Consider the following 17427-nt stretch of genomic DNA (forward strand, 5'->3'; position numbering starts at 1 on the left):
GGTGAGAATCCTTGATTTATAGGGGTTTCAGGAGTTTTCTGCACCACCAAGGTGCAAACCCTGAGTCTGAAAATGTTGTTTCTAAACACTCGTTGGCATATCGAATATTAGGCAAAACCCAACATTTAGCCTGCTTGCTGGATCAATTGCAACCGCGATCGCACATCAGCGGTAGAGACTGCTAATTGTTGTCCATCCATAGCCATGGATAGATCTGTCTCCGTCAACTTCTACTCTGTTAGCTATCCCCTTGTCCCAGGCCACCGATCGCCACAATCACCACCGTAATGTTGTCTCGGCCTCCGTGGTCTTTGGCGGCTTCGACAAGAGAGGCGGCGGCTTTGTCGCAGGCGCGGATGGATTTCAGTTGGGAGGCAATCACCTGATCTGAGAGTTCTTCTGTCAGACCATCGCTACAGAGAAGCAGGCGATCGCCAGGTTGTACCTGAACAGGTTGAATGTCAATTTGGCGAAGGTCTTCCCGTCCTAAACATTGAGCCAGGACATGCCGCCAGGGATGGGTGCGGGCCTGGTCGAGATCAATTTCTCCCATCTTCATCGCCAGAGCCACCCAGGTGTGATCATCAGTAATTTGCTCTAGCTTGGTTCCTCGCAACCGATATAGGCGGGAATCGCCAATGTGGGCGCACCAGACTTGTTCATTGCGAAAGATGACCACGACGATCGTCGTACCCATATCCGCCCGTTCTGGATATTGACGCTGATCCTTCAGAATTGCCTGGTTTGCCTCTAATAAGGCTTGCTCCAAAATCACATCGGAGGATTCATCCGTTTCCCAGTCATTCTCCAGATAAGCCTGGACGGTTTTAGTCGCCAGCCGGCTAGCTTCCTGACCTCCGGCATGGCCCCCCATCCCGTCTGCCACGATGAAGAAACGTCCCTCAGGGTCGATATAGTAATCATCTTGATTAACTGTACGGAGCAGTCCGACATCGGTTAACCCCGTGAACAGACATTTCATAGGCAGGTCATCAGGTCGTAATGAGAGGTAATGGGATTATGGTATACGGTCTGCTCGATCAATGCGAATTAACAAACGAACTAACACAAATCCCATGCCTGCTGCTAAGAGAGCGGCTACTAGGGCCAGCCAACCATAACCATTCACGAAGAGCAGGGTTGCTGACAAGGTAAAAGTGCAAACCAACAACGTATAGTTGGTGCCCATGTTCACCCCATTGATGCGGCGCAAAATCCGGTCTGTCTCGATCGACCGCACCCGCACTCGAATGTCACCACGCTCTAGTTTCTCTAGCGTATCTTCAATCCGACCAGGGAGTTGAAAAGCTGTGCTGCTTACCTGGGCCGCTTGACGACTAATCTCGCTGAAAATGCTGTTTGCGTCTGAAGTTGGGTTTCCATTAGCCATAAGCTGCATTGCAAAAGGTTTTGCAACCTCCATAAAGTTAAACTGCGGATCCAATCCCTTGCCAACCCCCTCCAGGGTGGAAAACGCTCGCATTACAAAAGTAAACGTAGCGGGAAAACGAAACGGCTGACCATAAGCGATTTCGTACAAATCGTCGCTAATTTCGTTGATCGACTGGGCCTCAAAGGGTTTGTCCATAAAGTTATCTAGCATAAACTGGATCGATCGCCGCACAGGCCCCATATCCCCGGTGGGCGCAAGGGCACCCAGGGCAATCAGGGAATTCATCACGCGATCACCATCTTTTTGAGCAATCCCAAAAAAGGTATCCATTAACTTTTCGCGGGTGATGGGTTTGACTTGCCCCATCATGCCGAAGTCGTAAAAAATTAACGAACCATCGGGACTGACGGCGATATTTCCCGGATGGGGGTCAGCATGAAAAAAGCCATCGTTTAATAATTGTTGCAAATAGGCTTTGGCACCTAGATTGGCCAACCTGCGTCGATCCAATCCAGCCGCCTCTAGGGCTTCATAGTGGCTGATTTTGATACCCGGCAGATACTCCAGGGTCAGTACTCTGGGAGAGGCATACCGCCAGTAGACACGGGGAACTTTGACCCAGTCTTCTGCCCGAAAGTTACGACGAAAGGTATCGGCATTACGGCCTTCATTGATGTAATCAATTTCCTCATAGAGAATTTTGCAGCATTCGTCGTAAATTCCCAGCCAGTCTCGCCCTGGCCCCCACTCTGGGTGATTTTGGAAGTAGCGGGCAATACCTTTGAGAATCGCCAAGTCAATTTGGAACAGCTTCACCAGACCGGGACGCTGCACCTTAACGACAACTTCCTCGCCCGTATGCAGTTGTGCCCGGTGTACCTGACCTAAGCTAGCGGCCGCGATCGGGACTGGATCAAAGTTGCGGTACAGCACCTGAATCGGTTTGCCCAGATCTTGCTCGATAATGGTTCTGACTTGCTCATAGCTGAAGGCAGGCACTTTATCTTGCAACTTGGAAAGTTCTTCAACATACTCAACGGGAAACAAATCGGCCCGTGTAGAGAACAGTTGCCCTACCTTGATGAAGGTTGGCCCTAAATCGAGTAAGGTGTCCCGAATCCAGACAGCCTGCGCCCTGCGCCGTTTCGCCTGTTTCTCCTTAGTCATGCCACCCCAGTAACTCCAGGGTTTTTTGTATAACCACTGGACGTAGAGCAGTGTCAAGACGAATGACCAGATATCGATGAAGCGACGACGACGGGAATAGTTTTCGCGATTCCAGCGATAGGCTTTATCGCTATAAGATTTCGTTTTTTGGCGGCTGGAGCGAGACGATCGCTCCGCTGGTTCTGGTTCTGTTGCAAAAGAATTCTTGTTTTGCCAATAGCTTGTCAGAGCCAGAAATTCTTGATTTGTCTGGCGGTTTTCCCCAGACAAATCAGGTAGATCCGGATGCCTATCCTGAATTCCTGGAGTGACGGATGGCAGACGATGCGAAGCAGGCAAGGGGTGCTGGTTTATGTCTTGAGCCTGCCGAAAGCCAGCAACCTTACTATTTTCATGAGTCCAAACAGCTAAATGCTCACTACTGCTCTGCTCGTCCTTGTCAAAGGGAGCACTGAAACCGTTTGTAGAGGTATTGTGCCCGTTATCAGTCTCTAAAGACTGGTCTGAGGCTGCAGGATCATAGGGAGAACCAGACACTCGAATTTCCGTTCCGTATGCGTCAATGTACGTAGGCTAGCAAGGGTAAGAATTTTGGCGATCAAATTAGGAAGCCGGACTGCGATATTGCTTGAGTTCTGAGCGCAACCGAGCAATCTCAGCCCGTAGCTCATCAATCACACTCTGTAAATCCGCAGGTTTTCCATCCGAACTGATGAGAGTAGTCCCCGTTCTTTCCTGCATGGCGGCCTCCTCTTCCCGTTTAGCCCGCTCCATCACTTGTTCGGTAAACTGACGTAACTGGTCTCGCAGTTCAGCATCTAATTTACCAACTTCACTTAAAGCATTGCTTAAAGAGGATTCAGCCTGTTCGTATAAGGTATCGGCTAATGCTCTACCAATGAAAAAGGCATGAACAATGGGGTTACTCATAAAGAAACTTTACACGCTCCGCCTGAATTATAGCGTGCTTATCCCAGGGAAAGGGTAGGCCTTAGGCTTTATTGCGGGGTAACTGAAGTGCTGGGAGTAGATTCTTCTGACTTCGGTGATACAGAGGTGGGGGGAGGTGATGGTTCAACGGTCGGTGGTGGCAGCAGCGGTTCAGAAGCAGCAGGTTTGCTGGGATTAACTTCGGCTGAAGGACTGGGAGCAGGAGCAAAAGGTGAGGAATTGGACGTGGTGGGACTCTCTTCAGGTACAGGGGTCACTTCTATGAGTGAGGGTTCAGGCGACGGTTCAGGCACTCTGGCTGCAGGTTCAGCTCTGGGGACAACCGGAGGAGCCGATTTTTTAGGGGAAGGGACTGCTTCGATCAAGGTCTTTGGCGACGGTGAATAGGCGGGGGAGGAGGGAGTAGGCGTAGCAGCATTTGGCCAATCTTGAATCGGTGGAAAGGCTTGTTTGCTGTGAAATAAGGAGGATCCTGGGCCAGTAGTACCTGCAGCAAGACGAAGCAGAATCCCTGCTCCTAACCCAACGGCTGCAGCGATCGCCGAAATGGTCAATAATACTTTGCCAAAGTGTTTAGGGGGAGTGTACGTAATTGGTTGAGGTGGCTGAACAGAGGGATAGGAGGGCCGCTTCGGTGCTGCTGCTACGGCATAAGTAGCCTGGGTAGAGTGAACGGGTGGTTGGCTGTTGCCAGTTCCATGACCATTTCCGTTGCTATCCACTTTGCCATTGAGAGGAGCAGGGGCTTGAGTTGGCAACTGGGACAGTGGCTGAGGAGAGTTTACGTCACCATTACTGGGTATAACAGGTGTAGCTGCGATCGCTGCATAGGGGTCTGCGGAAAGCCAGGAACCAGGCTTGACAGCGGGTAGTAAGGCTAACCAGGTTGCTACACTTTGAGGACGTAACTTCGTATTGATCGTTAAGCCGCTTAAAATGGCAGCCTCGATCGCAGTACTCAATTCGGGGCGTAGCTGGCAAGGTGGAGTCAGCGGAGTTTGTTTCCGGAATGTAGCTGCCACTGGAGGCTGACCCGTCAGAAGAAAATAGAGGGTGGCAGCCAGGGAATAAACGTCGGTCGCTGGTGTGGCAAATGATTGAGGAGTATGATCTGCTGCGATCGCCGTATAAGGGCTGATTGAGCGTTGACTGTGATCCTCCTCCAGGGCGGCGGGATCAATCAACCCATAATTGACTAACACAACCAGATCCGACCCAGGGGGCTGAATGATATTGTCTGGAGCCACATGGTGATGAATCAAGCCATGTTGGTGAATGGCTGCCAGAGCTGAACCAACTTGCTGAATGTAGTGGATCGCCAGGTTTTCTGGAAGAGAGCCTTTGGTAGCTACTACCTCCACCAGGGTTGGCCCAGAGACATAATCCATCACGGCAAAGGGTAAGCCGTCTTCCTCAAAGGAATCGATCAGTCTCACTAGCGCCGGATGTTGACACCGGGCAAAGCGGCTCACCTGCTCCTGAAACCGCTGTTGAATGAGGGAAAAGTTGGGCTTCTCCCGAAGTTCCTGAGGCAATGTTTTGAGAATTACACCGTGGTTCAGGGGAACAAGGATTCCTTTCAGCGTGATACTTGAGCCACCCTGACCCAGAACATGGTTCACCAAATATTTGCCATTCTGCAGGGTTGTGCCAGCCGTCAGTTTCATGGCCACAATTGCGAATAAATTTCCTCATCCTATCGTTTTGTTGCGTTTCTCTCAACTCGCATTCTCTTCGCCTGGATAAGGAGTTAAAATTTCTACCCCGGTTTCTGTCACCGCAACGGTATGTTCGCACTGAGCTGAGAGTTTGCGATCGCGTGTCACCGCTGTCCAGTTATCTTTCAAAATTTCGACTTCGTGAGTACCTTCATTGATCATTGGCTCAATCGTGAACACCATCCCAGCTCGCAGCTTTTTGCCTGTCCCCCGTTTGCCATAGTGGGGAATTTGAGGAGCGGTATGAAAGACATTGCTGATACCATGACCGACAAAATCCTCAACGACAGAAAACCCCTGAGCCTCGGCATATTCCTGAATCGCTGCACCAATATCGCCAATCCGGGCACCTGGTTTAACCGCTGCGATTCCCCGACGGCGGCATTCATCTGTTACTTCTACTAACTTGCGGGCGATCGGTGATGGCTCTCCCACAAAAAACATTTTGGACGTATCGCCATGATAGCCATCTACAATTAATGTGACATCGATATTTATAATGTCGCCTTCTTTGAGAATCTGCTTGGCACTTGGGATGCCGTGACACACCACTTCATTGACACTGGTACAAATCGATTTGGGATAGCCTTTGTAACCCAAAGGGGCACTTTTGGCTCCGTGCTTTTGAGTCCAGCGCTCGGCTTCGTTATCCAGTTCTAGCGTACTGATTCCTGGCTGTACCAGTGTGCCTAAGTAATGCAAAAGTTCAGCGGCGAGACGACCCGCCCGCCGCATTTTTTCTATTTCTCGGCTGGATAAAAGAGTGATTACTTCGCGTTCCATGCTCTTCATTCTACTTCGCATTACTTTGCGCTAGTGTAGCCATTAGCGATCGCGAAAATACAGACCTGAACGACATTTAGTAGAATATTGCCATCATGCGGTAGGAAGCGAGGTTTTGCGGTGGACGAACTGAGAACGGCTCTGGAATGGGCAACGGATGAGGAGTTACAAGACCTGACGGAGATTCTCTTCCGTCCTAAATTTAACCCACTGGATTATCTACATACGCCTGCTCCTCTGCAGGTTCAGAGCCAGGAGCGGGAGGCGTGGTTGGACTCCCTGGAAGATCGCATTCGCTTCTTAGCAGCGGATGGCATGACAGTTTTAAGTGGTAAGACCAGGCAACTGAGTTATCGCCAGATCCTGATTCAGGTTTGCCGTTACCTCAAACTGCCTTACAAAGCCTCCATGTCTACCATCGATCTGGAAGCGGAAGTCTTTTTAGCGCTCCTGGGACAGGCCTGGAAACAACTGCCAGCGTCGGAAAAGGGAGAATTAACCCTGCAATTGAAGCAATCTCTCACCAAGTCTCAGCTTCTGCCCCAGTTGCCTCTAGCTGCCCAGCAGGATCCCATGAGTCTGCTAGTGAAAGGCGGTACCGCTCTGGCGGTCACTTCTCTGGTGCGTCCGTTGGTGCTGCAACTGATTGCTCATCAATTTGCGTTGCACTTTGCCCGCTATCAGGTCGCGCAACAGGCGGCGGCTCTGGGTGGAGCGATCGCAACTCAGTTCCAGAGGCACCTGACTGTACAAATGGCTCGTCAGGGAATGGCAGTTAGTGCGGCCCGGTATGCAGCCGTGCGGGGAGTGTTTGCCTGTTTAGGGCCAGCGTTGTGGGCCTGGTTTTTCGCAGATTTAGGATGGCGAGCGATTTCTTCGAACTATGGGCGCATTATTCCCACCATTTATGCCTTGGCTCAAATTCGCCTGACCCGTGTGGAGTGCTTTGAACCTGCTTAAACGATCGCTCCAGAAGTGGCAACTCCCATTACAAGATCACCCCGATCCGCGATTGCACTTGTCCTGGAACTGGGTACAACTGGCCTTGATCGTTTTACCATTTAGCCCACTGTTGGCTAGTTTTGGCATTTTCTTTGGCCTGCTGGCCCTCTGGAAAACTCATGCCAAGTTGATGCTGGCCCGTCCCTTCAACCAGGGATTAACTGCACTCAGTATCTTGATGCTGCTCGGTGCTAATTTCGCGGCTCGTCCTGGAGACGCCTTTCTCGGGTTGTTTAACTTCCTGCCCTTTTTTCTGGGGTTTGCTGTTCTCAGTGAACTGATTCAATCTCCCGCACAACTACGTCGGATGGCTTGGCTTGTTGTCTGCACCTCTGTACCCGTTGTTCTGATTGGCCTGCTACAGATGCTGGCCGGGAGAATGGGTTTGCAGCAGCCCTTCCATCCTCAAATTCTGTGGGTGCTGCTGGATTGGAACATTGACCCCAAAGGGACTCCTCCAGGCCGGATGTCTTCTATCTTTTTTTATGCCAACGTGCTGGCAAGTTATCTGGTGATCAGTTTCTCTCTGGCGATGGGACTTTGGATGGAGGCTGTAGGAGAAGGAGGGCAGAAGGTAAAAGATTCGTCATTGGTCATTGGTCATTGCTCATTGGCAGAGGACAAAAGACGAAAGACTAAGGACAAAGAACCACACAAAATCCCAAGTCCTAAATCCCAAGTCCCCAATTGGTTATCCTGCCACTCGCAAGTTCTATTTTTAACCCTGGCAGTTCTGGGGAATGCGATCGCGCTGATTTTGACCAATTCCCGGAATGCCTGGGTGATCGCCGCGATCGCCTGTCTTGCCTACGGGCTGTACCGGGGCTGGTATTGGTTGTGGATGGGTATGAGTGCCGTGGCAGGGATGGTGCTGGGAGCGTCCTTTGCCCCTTCTCCTTTACGAGAAGGGTTACGACACATCGTTCCAGCCTTCTTTTGGGCACGGCTCACCGATGAACTGTATCCCGATCGCCCAATTCCGACCTTAAGAACGACTCAATGGCAATTTGCGTTGCATCTCACGCAACAACGGCCCTGGACAGGCTGGGGGTTAAGAAACTTCAGTCCCTTGTATGAAGCTCAGACTCAATTTAAGTTAGGTCATCCTCATAACTTGCCATTAATGCTACTGTGTGAGACTGGTATTCCAGCCGCTCTGCTGTTTTTAGGACTGGTCGGTTGGGCAGTAGTTCAGGGGTTCAGGCAACTGTCCAGTTTTGGGGATAGTCGCGATCGCTGGATTCTATTGACCTTCCTGATCGCTTTCCTCAGTTGTGCAGGATTTTCCCTCTTTGATATCACCCTGTTCGATGCCCGCCTTAACTGGTATGGCTGGTTTTTATTGGCAGGAATATTAGGAGTATCCAGAGCAGGTCAGTTAATGGGGATGGGGGATTAAGGATTGGGAATTATCCACTTCCTTAGGGATCGCAATTAATGGCATCCCTGCAACCTCCTGTAACCGTTAAAATGTTCAGAAGTTAGACCATTCCTTAAATCTTTAACCTAGTGAAACTGGCGTGAGTGAGGATCGAACAGCCCCCAGGCGTGGAGCAGCTAGAAAGCTCTATCAAAAAGTGTTGGATGACAGCTATTACGGGTTGCTGGGTGTGCATCCTTCCGCCTCAATGCGAGATATCCGGCAAGCCTATCGGGACTTGAGCAAGCTGTACCACCCCGACACAACAAAGCTGCCTACGGCGATCGCTACTGCCAAGTTTCAGCAATTGAATGAAGCCTATGCCACGCTCAGCAACCCAGAACGCCGGGAAGTGTATGACCGTAAAATTGGTTACTTGTCTGTTCCAGTCATTCAACCCTTACCGAACTTAAACACGCCTGCGCAACAACCGCGCAAGTATCAATCCTCATCCGCCTATCTGGATCCGACCGATCGCCCTTTGTCTCCTGGAGAATTGTTTGCCTTATTTATCATGGGTGTTACCCTGGTTGGATGTTTGTGTCTAGCTATCATGGTTGGGCTAACGCGGGGAGAAGCGTTACTGCAAACCAAAATAGTACAAAATGATACTGGGCTGCCCTTGGTTCAGACTGCCCCAACTTCTGACCCAGCACCTGTTCGTTCCACCGATTTCTTAGACAAAACTAAACTGTCTCCAGCACCGGCGATTGCTTTGCCAAACCAAACAAAGGCATCTTTCCAACCACCTACATCAGGGCTACCCTCTCAACCACCTGTAGAGAACCCTGTTCCCTTGGCTTCGCCTGAGTTTTTACCTGATGCCCTGCAAAAGGATGCGTCCTGAGCCGCTGCTCTCAAAAAGCTTTGTTAATCCTTATGAACAGCATGACCCTTCCACCCGCTGATGCTCCGCTATACAACCACCCCTTACCTGAAATTGAACGCTGGTTGGCCGATCGTGGTTGCCAGCAAGATAAGACCGATCTGCATTGCTGGTATCTTGAACAACCCACCTGGAAAGCCAAACTCTGGTTAGATGTGGATCAATTAACCGTCCGCTATTTCAACTTTGGAGAAGGCGATCGTGCTGTACAGCGATCGTTCAAATACTCCCTCAGCCGTCAAGATATTGAAGATGCCATTTTTGCAGGGCCGTAAGTTTCAATTCATAACTTTCCAAACCTTCTGTCTCGTTGTTGGTAAGCACAGAGAGCCTGGTGGAATTCGTTGCGATCGAAGTCGGGCCACAGGGTATTGGTGACATACAGTTCTCCATAGGCCATTTGCCAGAGGAGGAAGTTACTCAGGCGCATTTCGCCACTGGTGCGGATAAGTAAGTCTGGGTCACAAATTCCTGCAGTATAGAGATGCCGCTCAAATAACGCTTCGTCAATTTGCTCCGGCTCAATTAATCCCTGTTGTACCTTTTCGGCAATACTACGGCACGCCTGGATGATTTCTTGCCGTCCCCCGTAGTTCGTGGCCACTGTGAATTGAATCCCGGAATTATTGGCAGTAGCCTCCACAGCCCGTTCAATTTCAGCTTGCAGGGAAAGCGGTAAGGCATGGAGATTGCCAACAAACCGAATACGAACCTTTTCCTGCATCATTTCACGCAGTTCTTGCTTGAGTACCCGCTCGAACAGCATCATAAGAAACTCCACTTCTTCCAACGGGCGACCCCAGTTCTCGGTGGAAAAGGCATAGGCGGTTAACGCTTCAATACCCCAATCGCGGCAGCACCGCAATAAATCTTTCAGGACATCGACTCCCCGCCGATGACCCATAATTCGTGGCATTCCCCGCCGTTTTGCCCAGCGACCGTTGCCATCCATAATGACGGCAACATGTCGGGGTAGACGCTCTCGTTGCAGGTCAGCGGGTAACAGTTGCAGGACGGTTGAGTTTGCGGTCATGGTTTCTCCAGATTTGACTATGCCCTAAAATCCAGTGAACACTACGGTTAATTGGGATGGCTGTCCGTAGTTTCCAGGTTTACTTAATTTTTATTTTTATGTTTGCGTCCTGGGAATAACCGTTTAATTAACGTCCACGGGGTAGCCAGGATTTGGTAAGCAATGCTGCGAAGGCTGGGTGCGACCGTTTCGCGATCGCCTCCTTGAGACAGGCGTGCATCCAAAAGCTCTTTCAGTTTACTGCTGGTCAAGGGTCGATTGAGTATTCCCCGTTCGGCCAGGGAAATAGATCCTGTTTCTTCAGATACAACGACACAAATACAATTTTCGACCCGTTCCGTAATTCCCATGGCAGCCCGGTGGCGAGTACCCAGTTGACGAGAGGCCGTCCGCTCGGAAAGGGGCAGAATTACACCTGCGGCCACAATCCGCGTGTCCCGGATTAAGACAGCCCCATCATGCAATAGCGTGCTAGTTTGAAAAATGGTTTGTAACAACTCTTTCGATACTTCGGCATTCAGCCGCACTCCTGGCACGGAAAAATCTCGTTCATCAATTGGGCTGCCAGTTTCAATAATCATCAGTGCCCCGGTACGGTTTTGCGATAGTTCTTTCACTGCATCTACAATCTCATCCACGGTGCTACTGGATTTGTGGGGGCTCCGCTGGTACGGCTGAATCAACTGCAGGATCTGTCCCCGACCTAATTGTTCCAGAAACCGTCTGAACTCTGATTGCAAAATGACAGCCATCGCAACGGCTGAGCCAATGACCAGGTTGTTCAGCACGAAGCTTAGTAGTCTTAAGTCCAGTCGTGTACTAATAGCAGCCGCCAGCATAAGGATAATAAAGCCACGCACCATCCACAATGTGCGACGCTCGCCGATGATGACCAGCATCATATAAGTCAGGATGATTACCAGACTGACATCAATCAGTGACCAAACGGTGTCCGCAACGTGGCCAGGTAAAAATCGGTTGAATAAATTTTGGAGGGAAATCAGGCACAAAGATGTTGTCCAGACAGGATCCGCCAGCCATTGCCTCCAAAAGTCTGCCATTGATCTGGATGAAGCCTCTGCCCTCATTGGGTTCTAAAAAAACTAATTGAGGCTGAATCAGTTGACTAGAATCAGTTGACTAAACCTCAGTAGTCAGCGATCGCAAACGTTCAGGCAAGCGGTCTTGACGAATCAAATCTCTGTAGGTTTCACGTTGCAGGATCACATTAGCTTCCCCAGCATGAACCAGTACAGCCGCTGGACGGGGTATGCGATTGTAATTTGATGACATGCTGTAATTGTATGCGCCAGTGGCCGGAATGACGAGTAGATCACCCGGTTGAGTGGTGGGTAATTTTGCCTCCTTGATGAGAACGTCACCTGATTCGCAATGTTTTCCGGCTACCGTCACCGTCTCTGTGCAGGGAGCAGACAGGCGATTGGCCACCACAGCCCGATAAACGGATTGATAGGTAATGGGACGCGGATTGTCTGACATGCCCCCATCCACGGCAATATAGGTACGGATGCCAGGAATAGTCTTATGACCCCCGATCGTATAGGCCGTGACGCAGGCCGAACCGATCAGCGATCGTCCCGGCTCACAAATCACTTTAGGATAGGGAATGTTTTGCAAGTCACACGCCTTTGCCAGGGACTGAGCCACAACTTTTACCCAGGCATCAATACTGGGTGGATCGTCCGCTTCTGTGTAGCGAATTCCCAGACCACCCCCAATATTCAACTCCTGAATGGCCAATCCATACTGTGTTGCCTTGGTCAGCCACTGTACCATCACTGGCCCCAAATCTTCATGAGGCTGCAGTTCAAAAATCTGGGAACCAATATGAGCATGTAATCCAATGCAGGACAAATTTGGATGTTTGCTCAAAAACCGGAATACATCATCCAGTTGATTGGGATCAAAGCCAAATTTGCTGTCCAGGTGCCCGGTGCGAATATATTCGTGGGTGTGACATTCGATGCCAGGGGTGAGGCGAATCATCACGCGGATGGGATGTGGGATGTGGGATGTGGGATGTGGGATTGGTTCAGAGCCTGAAACAGCGGCTTCAAAGTTGGCGAGGGTTTCCAGTTCCAGCCAGTTGTCTACGACGATCGTGATGCCAGACTCTACGGCAAAGCGCAATTCATCCAAGGATTTATTGTTACCGTGCAGGTAAATTTGATCGGGGGTAAATCCGGCTTCTAAGGCCGTTAACAGTTCCCCTCCGGAAACGACATCAATGCCCAATCCTTCGCTGGCGACGATCGCACAGACGGCCAGACAGTTCCAGGCTTTGGAAGCATAGATTGGTTGAGATGCCCCTGGATAGTAGCGAACAAAGGCTTGCCGATACTGGCGACAGGCAAGGCGCAGCGTATCCTCATCCAGAATGTAAAGCGGGGAACCAAACTGCTTCACCAAATCCACGACATCGCAGCCACCAATTTCCAGATGATCCTGGCTGTTCACCCGCGCCGTGAGCGGCAACAGAAACTGATTCGGCGATGGATTTTCGTCGGCAGATGGCAGTGAGGGTAAGTAACGGCGACCGGAATTCTCAACTTCTGTGGCTGGGAGCGATACCATCGTGGGCTTTGTGTCCTCCATTGGGGCAAAAAACTTTATAAACCCAGTCCAGCTAGAGAACGATCGTTTTTCTATAGTCATTTTCCTATACAAGAGAAACTACGGTTCTGGACTTGGACAATGTTTATCTATATCAGTCTACAATCGTCTGCTGTGTATTCTGAGAAGAAACTTAAGTTTTTGTGAAAGTTCTAGAATTGCGATCACTGACCTCCGACCAAATTCCAGCCGCCCTGGAACTCGATCGGCATGCTCTGGGAGGGCTGTGGTCATGGGATGGCTATCAACGGGAACTTGATAGCCCGAATAGTGATTTGTTGGTGTTAAAGCAGAAGGCAGAGAGCCAACAATCATTAGTCATTAGTCCTGCGTCACTGGCAGAGGACAAAGGTCGCAGGACAAACGAACCGTCAATCGTTACGGGCAAAGGACAAAGGATGAAGGACAAAGAACTGGAAATCCCACATCTTACATCTCACATCCAGAATCCCACCCCCCACTTCCCCTTACTTGCTCTCGGCTGTTCCTGGGCGATCGCCGAAGAAGCCCACATTACCTTGTTGGCTGTTGATCCGGCCTATCAGCAGCAGGGATTGGGGCAGGCGATGTTGTATGCCTTACTAACCGCGGCTTACCAACGTCAATTAGAAAGAGCTACGTTGGAAGTACGGATATCTAACCAGGCCGCCCTGGCTCTCTACACCAAATTTGGCTTTCGAGAAGCTGGGCGACGCAAGCGCTACTACCAGGACACAGGAGAAGATGCCCTGGTTCTCTGGCGAGGTGGCATTCAGCACCCCAACTTTCCTCAGGAATTGCAACAGTGGCAAAAGAGAGTTAGCGATCGGCTGTCTCAGGCGAGATGGGAATTGGCCCTTGAGTTTTAGGGATTGCGGATCGGGCATCAGGGATTGGGGATGAGGGAATATAAATCGGGTAAGGTTCTCATCCTATGAGCTTTGATCACTCCACCATTTCCCCACTTTTTCCTGACCCTCGACCCCTTGACTAACTCCCAAATACCTTAAATAATCCCAGCTTGGGGTGAATTTCTGCCTTGGTCAATCCCAGGGATGCAGAGGTACGGAGATCACGAATCTCACCGGTTGTTGATATGAAGCAGTCGGGTGATTTCACTATGCTAGAATCAGCAGTACCCGGCACGCAGCAGGTGACAGGAATCACGCCATGTTTGAACGCTTCACGGAAAAAGCTATCAAAGTTATTATGCTCGCTCAGGAGGAGGCTCGCCGCCTGGGGCATAATTTTGTGGGTACAGAACAGATCCTCCTGGGTCTGATTGGAGAAGGGACTGGCGTCGCCGCCAAAGTACTCAAATCCATGGGAGTTAATCTCAAGGATGCTCGGATCGAAGTTGAAAAAATTATTGGCCGAGGCTCTGGCTTCGTTGCCGTCGAAATTCCATTTACCCCCCGAGCCAAACGGGTACTGGAGTTATCGCTGGAAGAAGCCCGTCAACTTGGCCATAACTATATTGGTACGGAACACCTCCTTCTGGGGCTGATCCGCGAAGGAGAAGGGGTTGCCGCCAGAGTTCTGGAAAATTTGGGAGTAGACCTATCGAAGGTTCGTACTCAGGTGATCCGAATGCTGGGCGAAACCGCAGAAGTGACTTCCGGCGGACCTCAAGGTCGTACCAAAACACCAACGCTGGATGAATTTGGTTCTAACCTGACGCAATTGGCCTCGGAAGGTAAGTTGGATCCCGTGGTGGGTCGTCAGAAAGAGATTGAGCGGGTGATCCAGATCCTGGGTCGTCGGACGAAAAACAATCCGGTTCTGATTGGGGAACCCGGGGTTGGTAAAACGGCGATCGCAGAAGGGCTGGCTCAACGTATCGCTAACGATGATGTGCCAGATATTTTAGAAGACAAGCGAGTCGTCACTCTGGACATTGGCCTGCTGGTGGCTGGTACCAAATATCGCGGCGAGTTCGAAGAACGGCTCAAGAAGATCATGGATGAGATCCGTTCAGCCGGAAATGTCATCCTGGTTATCGATGAAGTTCATACCCTGATTGGGGCTGGTGCGGCTGAAGGGGCGATCGATGCCGCGAACATTCTGAAGCCTGCTCTGGCGCGGGGTGAACTGCAATGTATTGGTGCTACCACATTGGATGAGTACCGTAAACATATTGAACGCGATGCGGCTCTCGAACGTCGGTTTCAACCCGTGATGGTGGGCGAACCCAGCGTTGAAGAAACGATCGAAATCTTGCGTGGTCTGCGGGAGCGTTATGAGCAGCACCACAAGCTCAAGATTTCTGATGCCGCTCTCGAAGCCGCTGCCAAGTTGTCAGACCGCTATATCTCCGATCGCTTCCTGCCTGACAAAGCGATTGACTTAATCGACGAAGCTGGATCCCGCGTTCGCTTAATCAACTCCCAGTTGCCTCCCGCCGCTAAGGAGTTGGATAAGGAACTGCGCCAGGTGTTGAAGGATAAGGACGATGCCGTTCGTTCCCAAAACTTTGACCGGGCCGGAACCCTCCGCGATCGTGAGATGGAAATCAAGGCTGAAATTAAGGCGATCGCTCAAAACAAGAAGAGTGAGGCCGCAAGTGGGGATGAAACGCCTATTGTGTCTGAGGAGGACATCGCTCAGATTGTCGCTTCCTGGACTGGCGTTCCCGTTAACAAGCTCACCGAGTCCGAGTCTGAAAAACTGTTGCACATGGAAGATACCCTGCATCAACGGTTGATTGGTCAGGACGAAGCGGTGAAGGCCGTCTCTCGGGCAATTCGTCGCGCCCGTGTTGGCTTGAAGAATCCCAACCGTCCGATCGCCAGCTTTATCTTCTCCGGCCCGACTGGAGTGGGTAAGACGGAGTTGACCAAGGCACTGGCCTCCTACTTCTTCGGCTCTGAAGAAGCCATGATCCGGCTCGATATGTCGGAATACATGGAGCGTCATACGGTGTCCAAGCTGATTGGTTCGCCTCCGGGCTATGTAGGTTACAACGAAGGTGGTCAGTTGACGGAAGCTGTTCGTCGTCGTCCTTACACGGTCGTGCTATTCGACGAAATTGAGAAAGCCCACCCCGATGTCTTCAACATGCTGTTACAGATCCTGGAAGATGGTCGCTTGACCGATGCCAAGGGTCGCACAGTGGACTTCAAGAATACCCTCCTGATCATGACCTCTAACATTGGTTCTAAGGTCATTGAGAAGGGTGGTGGTGGTCTTGGCTTCGAGTTCGCCACCGAAGATGCCGCCGAGTCTCAATACAACCGGATTCGCTCTCTGGTGAACGAGGAACTGAAGCAGTACTTCCGCCCAGAATTCCTCAACCGTCTGGATGAGATCATTGTTTTCCGTCAGCTCAAGGAAGACGAGATCAAGGAGATCGCCGACATCATGCTGAAGGAGGTCTTCAATCGGTTGAAGGATCAGGGCATTACACTGGAAGTGACCGAAAGCTTCAAGAATCGTCTGGTGAAGGAAGGGTACAACCCCAGTTACGGTGCCCGTCCGCTTCGCCGCGCCATTATGCGACTGCTGGAAGACTCCCTCGCTGAGGAAATCCTCTCCGGTCGGGTGAAGGATGGCGATACCGCGATCGTCGATGTAGACGAAGATGGTCAAGTCAAAGTCCTGCAAGGCGAGAAGCGCGAATTGCTACCTCAAGCGGTTGAATAACTCGCCTTTTCTTTAAGTTTCTTTAAGAAAGAAGCGGTTGGGAAGAAACTCTCTCAGCCGCTTCTTTTTTTCCTTATGGGTTGAAGACCTCAGGTCTAAACCGTATGCTTGTGACAAACTGAATACATAGACTTTAAGAATCAGTAGCCCTCCGAACCAGTATGACCACGAATAGCCGCTGTTAAGTTGACGATTGCCTTTAATGATCCTGACGCAGAGCCAGAAGAGCTAGATGAGCAGGCGAAACATCTGATGGCTGAACTGAATGAAATGGATGAGGTTGAGGTGGATCGTGTGGCGGATCTGAATCCGCCAGAAGGCAACAAAGCATTAGGGGGGTCTTTGGTAGGTTTGCTCGCGGTTGAGGTGAATGTTGCTAATGTCCAAAAACTAATGGGATTTCTGGGCGATCGCTTAGGTGGTAAGCCCATTGAACTTTCTGTAGAAGCCAATGGCAGGAAACTCACTGTGAAAGCTCATAGTCAGGAAGAACTTTAAGTTGCAATTAAAGCAGCCCAAGATTTTGTAGCCATATAGGCCAGGGAAGCAAATATGACAAAGGTTGCGCTGTTGATTGGGGTTAGCGAGTATGCGCCAGGTTTGAATCCCTTGCCTGCCGCAGTTAAAGATGTTGCTGCTTTACAACGAATTCTCCAAGATGATGAGATGGGTGGTTTTAATGAAGTGAAGGTTTTAACCAACCCAGATCCTCAGTCCATGCAGTATGAAATAGAAACCCTGTTCACAGGACGCAGCAGAGATGATTTGGTACTACCTAAATCCGTCGCAGTGCTCCGCCCATAGCCGCAGGCTTGGGGG

General features: G+C 50.7%; 16 protein-coding genes. 8 read left to right on the forward strand and 8 right to left on the reverse strand.

Annotated features, from left to right (window positions below):
- Positions 1 to 238: 238 nt before the first annotated feature.
- The 5 genes from ACUVQO_RS17930 to map form a co-directional block, all read right to left on the reverse strand.
- Positions 239 to 982 (reverse strand): Stp1/IreP family PP2C-type Ser/Thr phosphatase, encoded by a 744-nt coding sequence (locus tag ACUVQO_RS17930; RefSeq protein ID WP_445927202.1) that lies wholly within the window; start codon positions 980 to 982, stop codon positions 239 to 241.
- A 36-nt stretch (positions 983 to 1018) separates the two neighbouring features.
- Positions 1019 to 3097, reverse strand: coding sequence for an ABC1 kinase family protein (locus ACUVQO_RS17935; RefSeq protein ID WP_445927203.1), 2079 nt, complete (start codon positions 3095 to 3097; stop codon positions 1019 to 1021).
- Between the two features lie 66 nt (positions 3098 to 3163).
- Positions 3164 to 3490 carry a DUF6825 family protein gene (locus ACUVQO_RS17940; protein ID WP_445927204.1) on the reverse strand — a complete coding sequence of 109 codons (327 nt, stop codon included), beginning with the start codon at positions 3488 to 3490 and terminating at the stop codon, positions 3164 to 3166.
- Positions 3491 to 3558: 68 nt separating this feature from the next.
- Positions 3559 to 5178, reverse strand: a complete 1620-nt coding sequence (locus ACUVQO_RS17945) for a serine/threonine protein kinase (RefSeq protein ID WP_445927205.1) — start codon at positions 5176 to 5178, stop codon at positions 3559 to 3561.
- Between the two features lie 51 nt (positions 5179 to 5229).
- On the reverse strand, positions 5230 to 6012 hold the full coding sequence (gene map / locus ACUVQO_RS17950) for a type I methionyl aminopeptidase (protein ID WP_445927206.1): 783 nt from the start codon (positions 6010 to 6012) through the stop codon (positions 5230 to 5232).
- A 120-nt stretch (positions 6013 to 6132) separates the two neighbouring features.
- Between map and ACUVQO_RS17955 the strand changes: the two genes are divergently transcribed.
- The 4 genes from ACUVQO_RS17955 to ACUVQO_RS17970 all read left to right on the forward strand — a co-directional run bounded on the left by ACUVQO_RS17955 (position 6133) and on the right by ACUVQO_RS17970 (position 9595).
- Positions 6133 to 6972 carry a YaaW family protein gene (locus ACUVQO_RS17955; protein WP_445927207.1) on the forward strand — a complete coding sequence of 280 codons (840 nt, stop codon included), beginning with the start codon at positions 6133 to 6135 and terminating at the stop codon, positions 6970 to 6972.
- Positions 6959 to 8413 carry an O-antigen ligase family protein gene (locus tag ACUVQO_RS17960; RefSeq protein ID WP_445927208.1) on the forward strand — a complete coding sequence of 485 codons (1455 nt, stop codon included), beginning with the start codon at positions 6959 to 6961 and terminating at the stop codon, positions 8411 to 8413. The genes ACUVQO_RS17955 and ACUVQO_RS17960 overlap by 14 nt, the downstream gene beginning before the upstream one ends.
- A 121-nt stretch (positions 8414 to 8534) precedes the next feature.
- On the forward strand, positions 8535 to 9281 hold the full coding sequence (locus ACUVQO_RS17965) for a J domain-containing protein (protein WP_445927209.1): 747 nt from the start codon (positions 8535 to 8537) through the stop codon (positions 9279 to 9281).
- A gap of 41 nt (positions 9282 to 9322) precedes the next feature.
- Positions 9323 to 9595: a DUF3143 domain-containing protein gene (locus ACUVQO_RS17970; protein ID WP_445927210.1), complete on the forward strand. Its 273-nt coding sequence runs from the start codon at positions 9323 to 9325 to the stop codon at positions 9593 to 9595.
- A gap of 8 nt (positions 9596 to 9603) precedes the next feature.
- On the opposite strand, the gene ACUVQO_RS17975 is transcribed toward ACUVQO_RS17970, so the two are convergent.
- The 3 genes from ACUVQO_RS17975 to lysA all read right to left on the reverse strand — a co-directional run bounded on the left by ACUVQO_RS17975 (position 9604) and on the right by lysA (position 12969).
- Positions 9604 to 10353 (reverse strand): isoprenyl transferase, encoded by a 750-nt coding sequence (locus tag ACUVQO_RS17975; protein ID WP_445927211.1) that lies wholly within the window; start codon positions 10351 to 10353, stop codon positions 9604 to 9606.
- An 83-nt stretch (positions 10354 to 10436) separates the two neighbouring features.
- Positions 10437 to 11414, reverse strand: a complete 978-nt coding sequence (cdaA, locus tag ACUVQO_RS17980) for a diadenylate cyclase CdaA (RefSeq protein WP_445927212.1) — start codon at positions 11412 to 11414, stop codon at positions 10437 to 10439.
- A 79-nt stretch (positions 11415 to 11493) separates the two neighbouring features.
- Positions 11494 to 12969, reverse strand: coding sequence for a diaminopimelate decarboxylase (lysA, locus tag ACUVQO_RS17985; RefSeq protein WP_445927213.1), 1476 nt, complete (start codon positions 12967 to 12969; stop codon positions 11494 to 11496).
- 161 nt (positions 12970 to 13130) lie between these two features.
- Between lysA and rimI the strand changes: the two genes are divergently transcribed.
- From rimI to ACUVQO_RS18005, 4 genes are all read left to right on the forward strand, one after another.
- Complete coding sequence (rimI, locus tag ACUVQO_RS17990) at positions 13131 to 13835, forward strand: ribosomal protein S18-alanine N-acetyltransferase (protein ID WP_445927214.1); 705 nt, start codon at positions 13131 to 13133, stop codon at positions 13833 to 13835.
- Positions 13836 to 14136: 301 nt separating this feature from the next.
- Positions 14137 to 16608, forward strand: a complete 2472-nt coding sequence (locus tag ACUVQO_RS17995) for an ATP-dependent Clp protease ATP-binding subunit (protein ID WP_233743874.1) — start codon at positions 14137 to 14139, stop codon at positions 16606 to 16608.
- A 186-nt stretch (positions 16609 to 16794) separates the two neighbouring features.
- Complete coding sequence (locus tag ACUVQO_RS18000) at positions 16795 to 17106, forward strand: hypothetical protein (RefSeq protein ID WP_445927215.1); 312 nt, start codon at positions 16795 to 16797, stop codon at positions 17104 to 17106.
- A 54-nt stretch (positions 17107 to 17160) separates the two neighbouring features.
- Positions 17161 to 17412 (forward strand): caspase family protein, encoded by a 252-nt coding sequence (locus ACUVQO_RS18005; RefSeq protein WP_445927216.1) that lies wholly within the window; start codon positions 17161 to 17163, stop codon positions 17410 to 17412.
- The last annotated feature ends 15 nt before the right edge of the window (positions 17413 to 17427 follow it).

Source organism: Leptodesmis sp. (assembly GCF_052746595.1).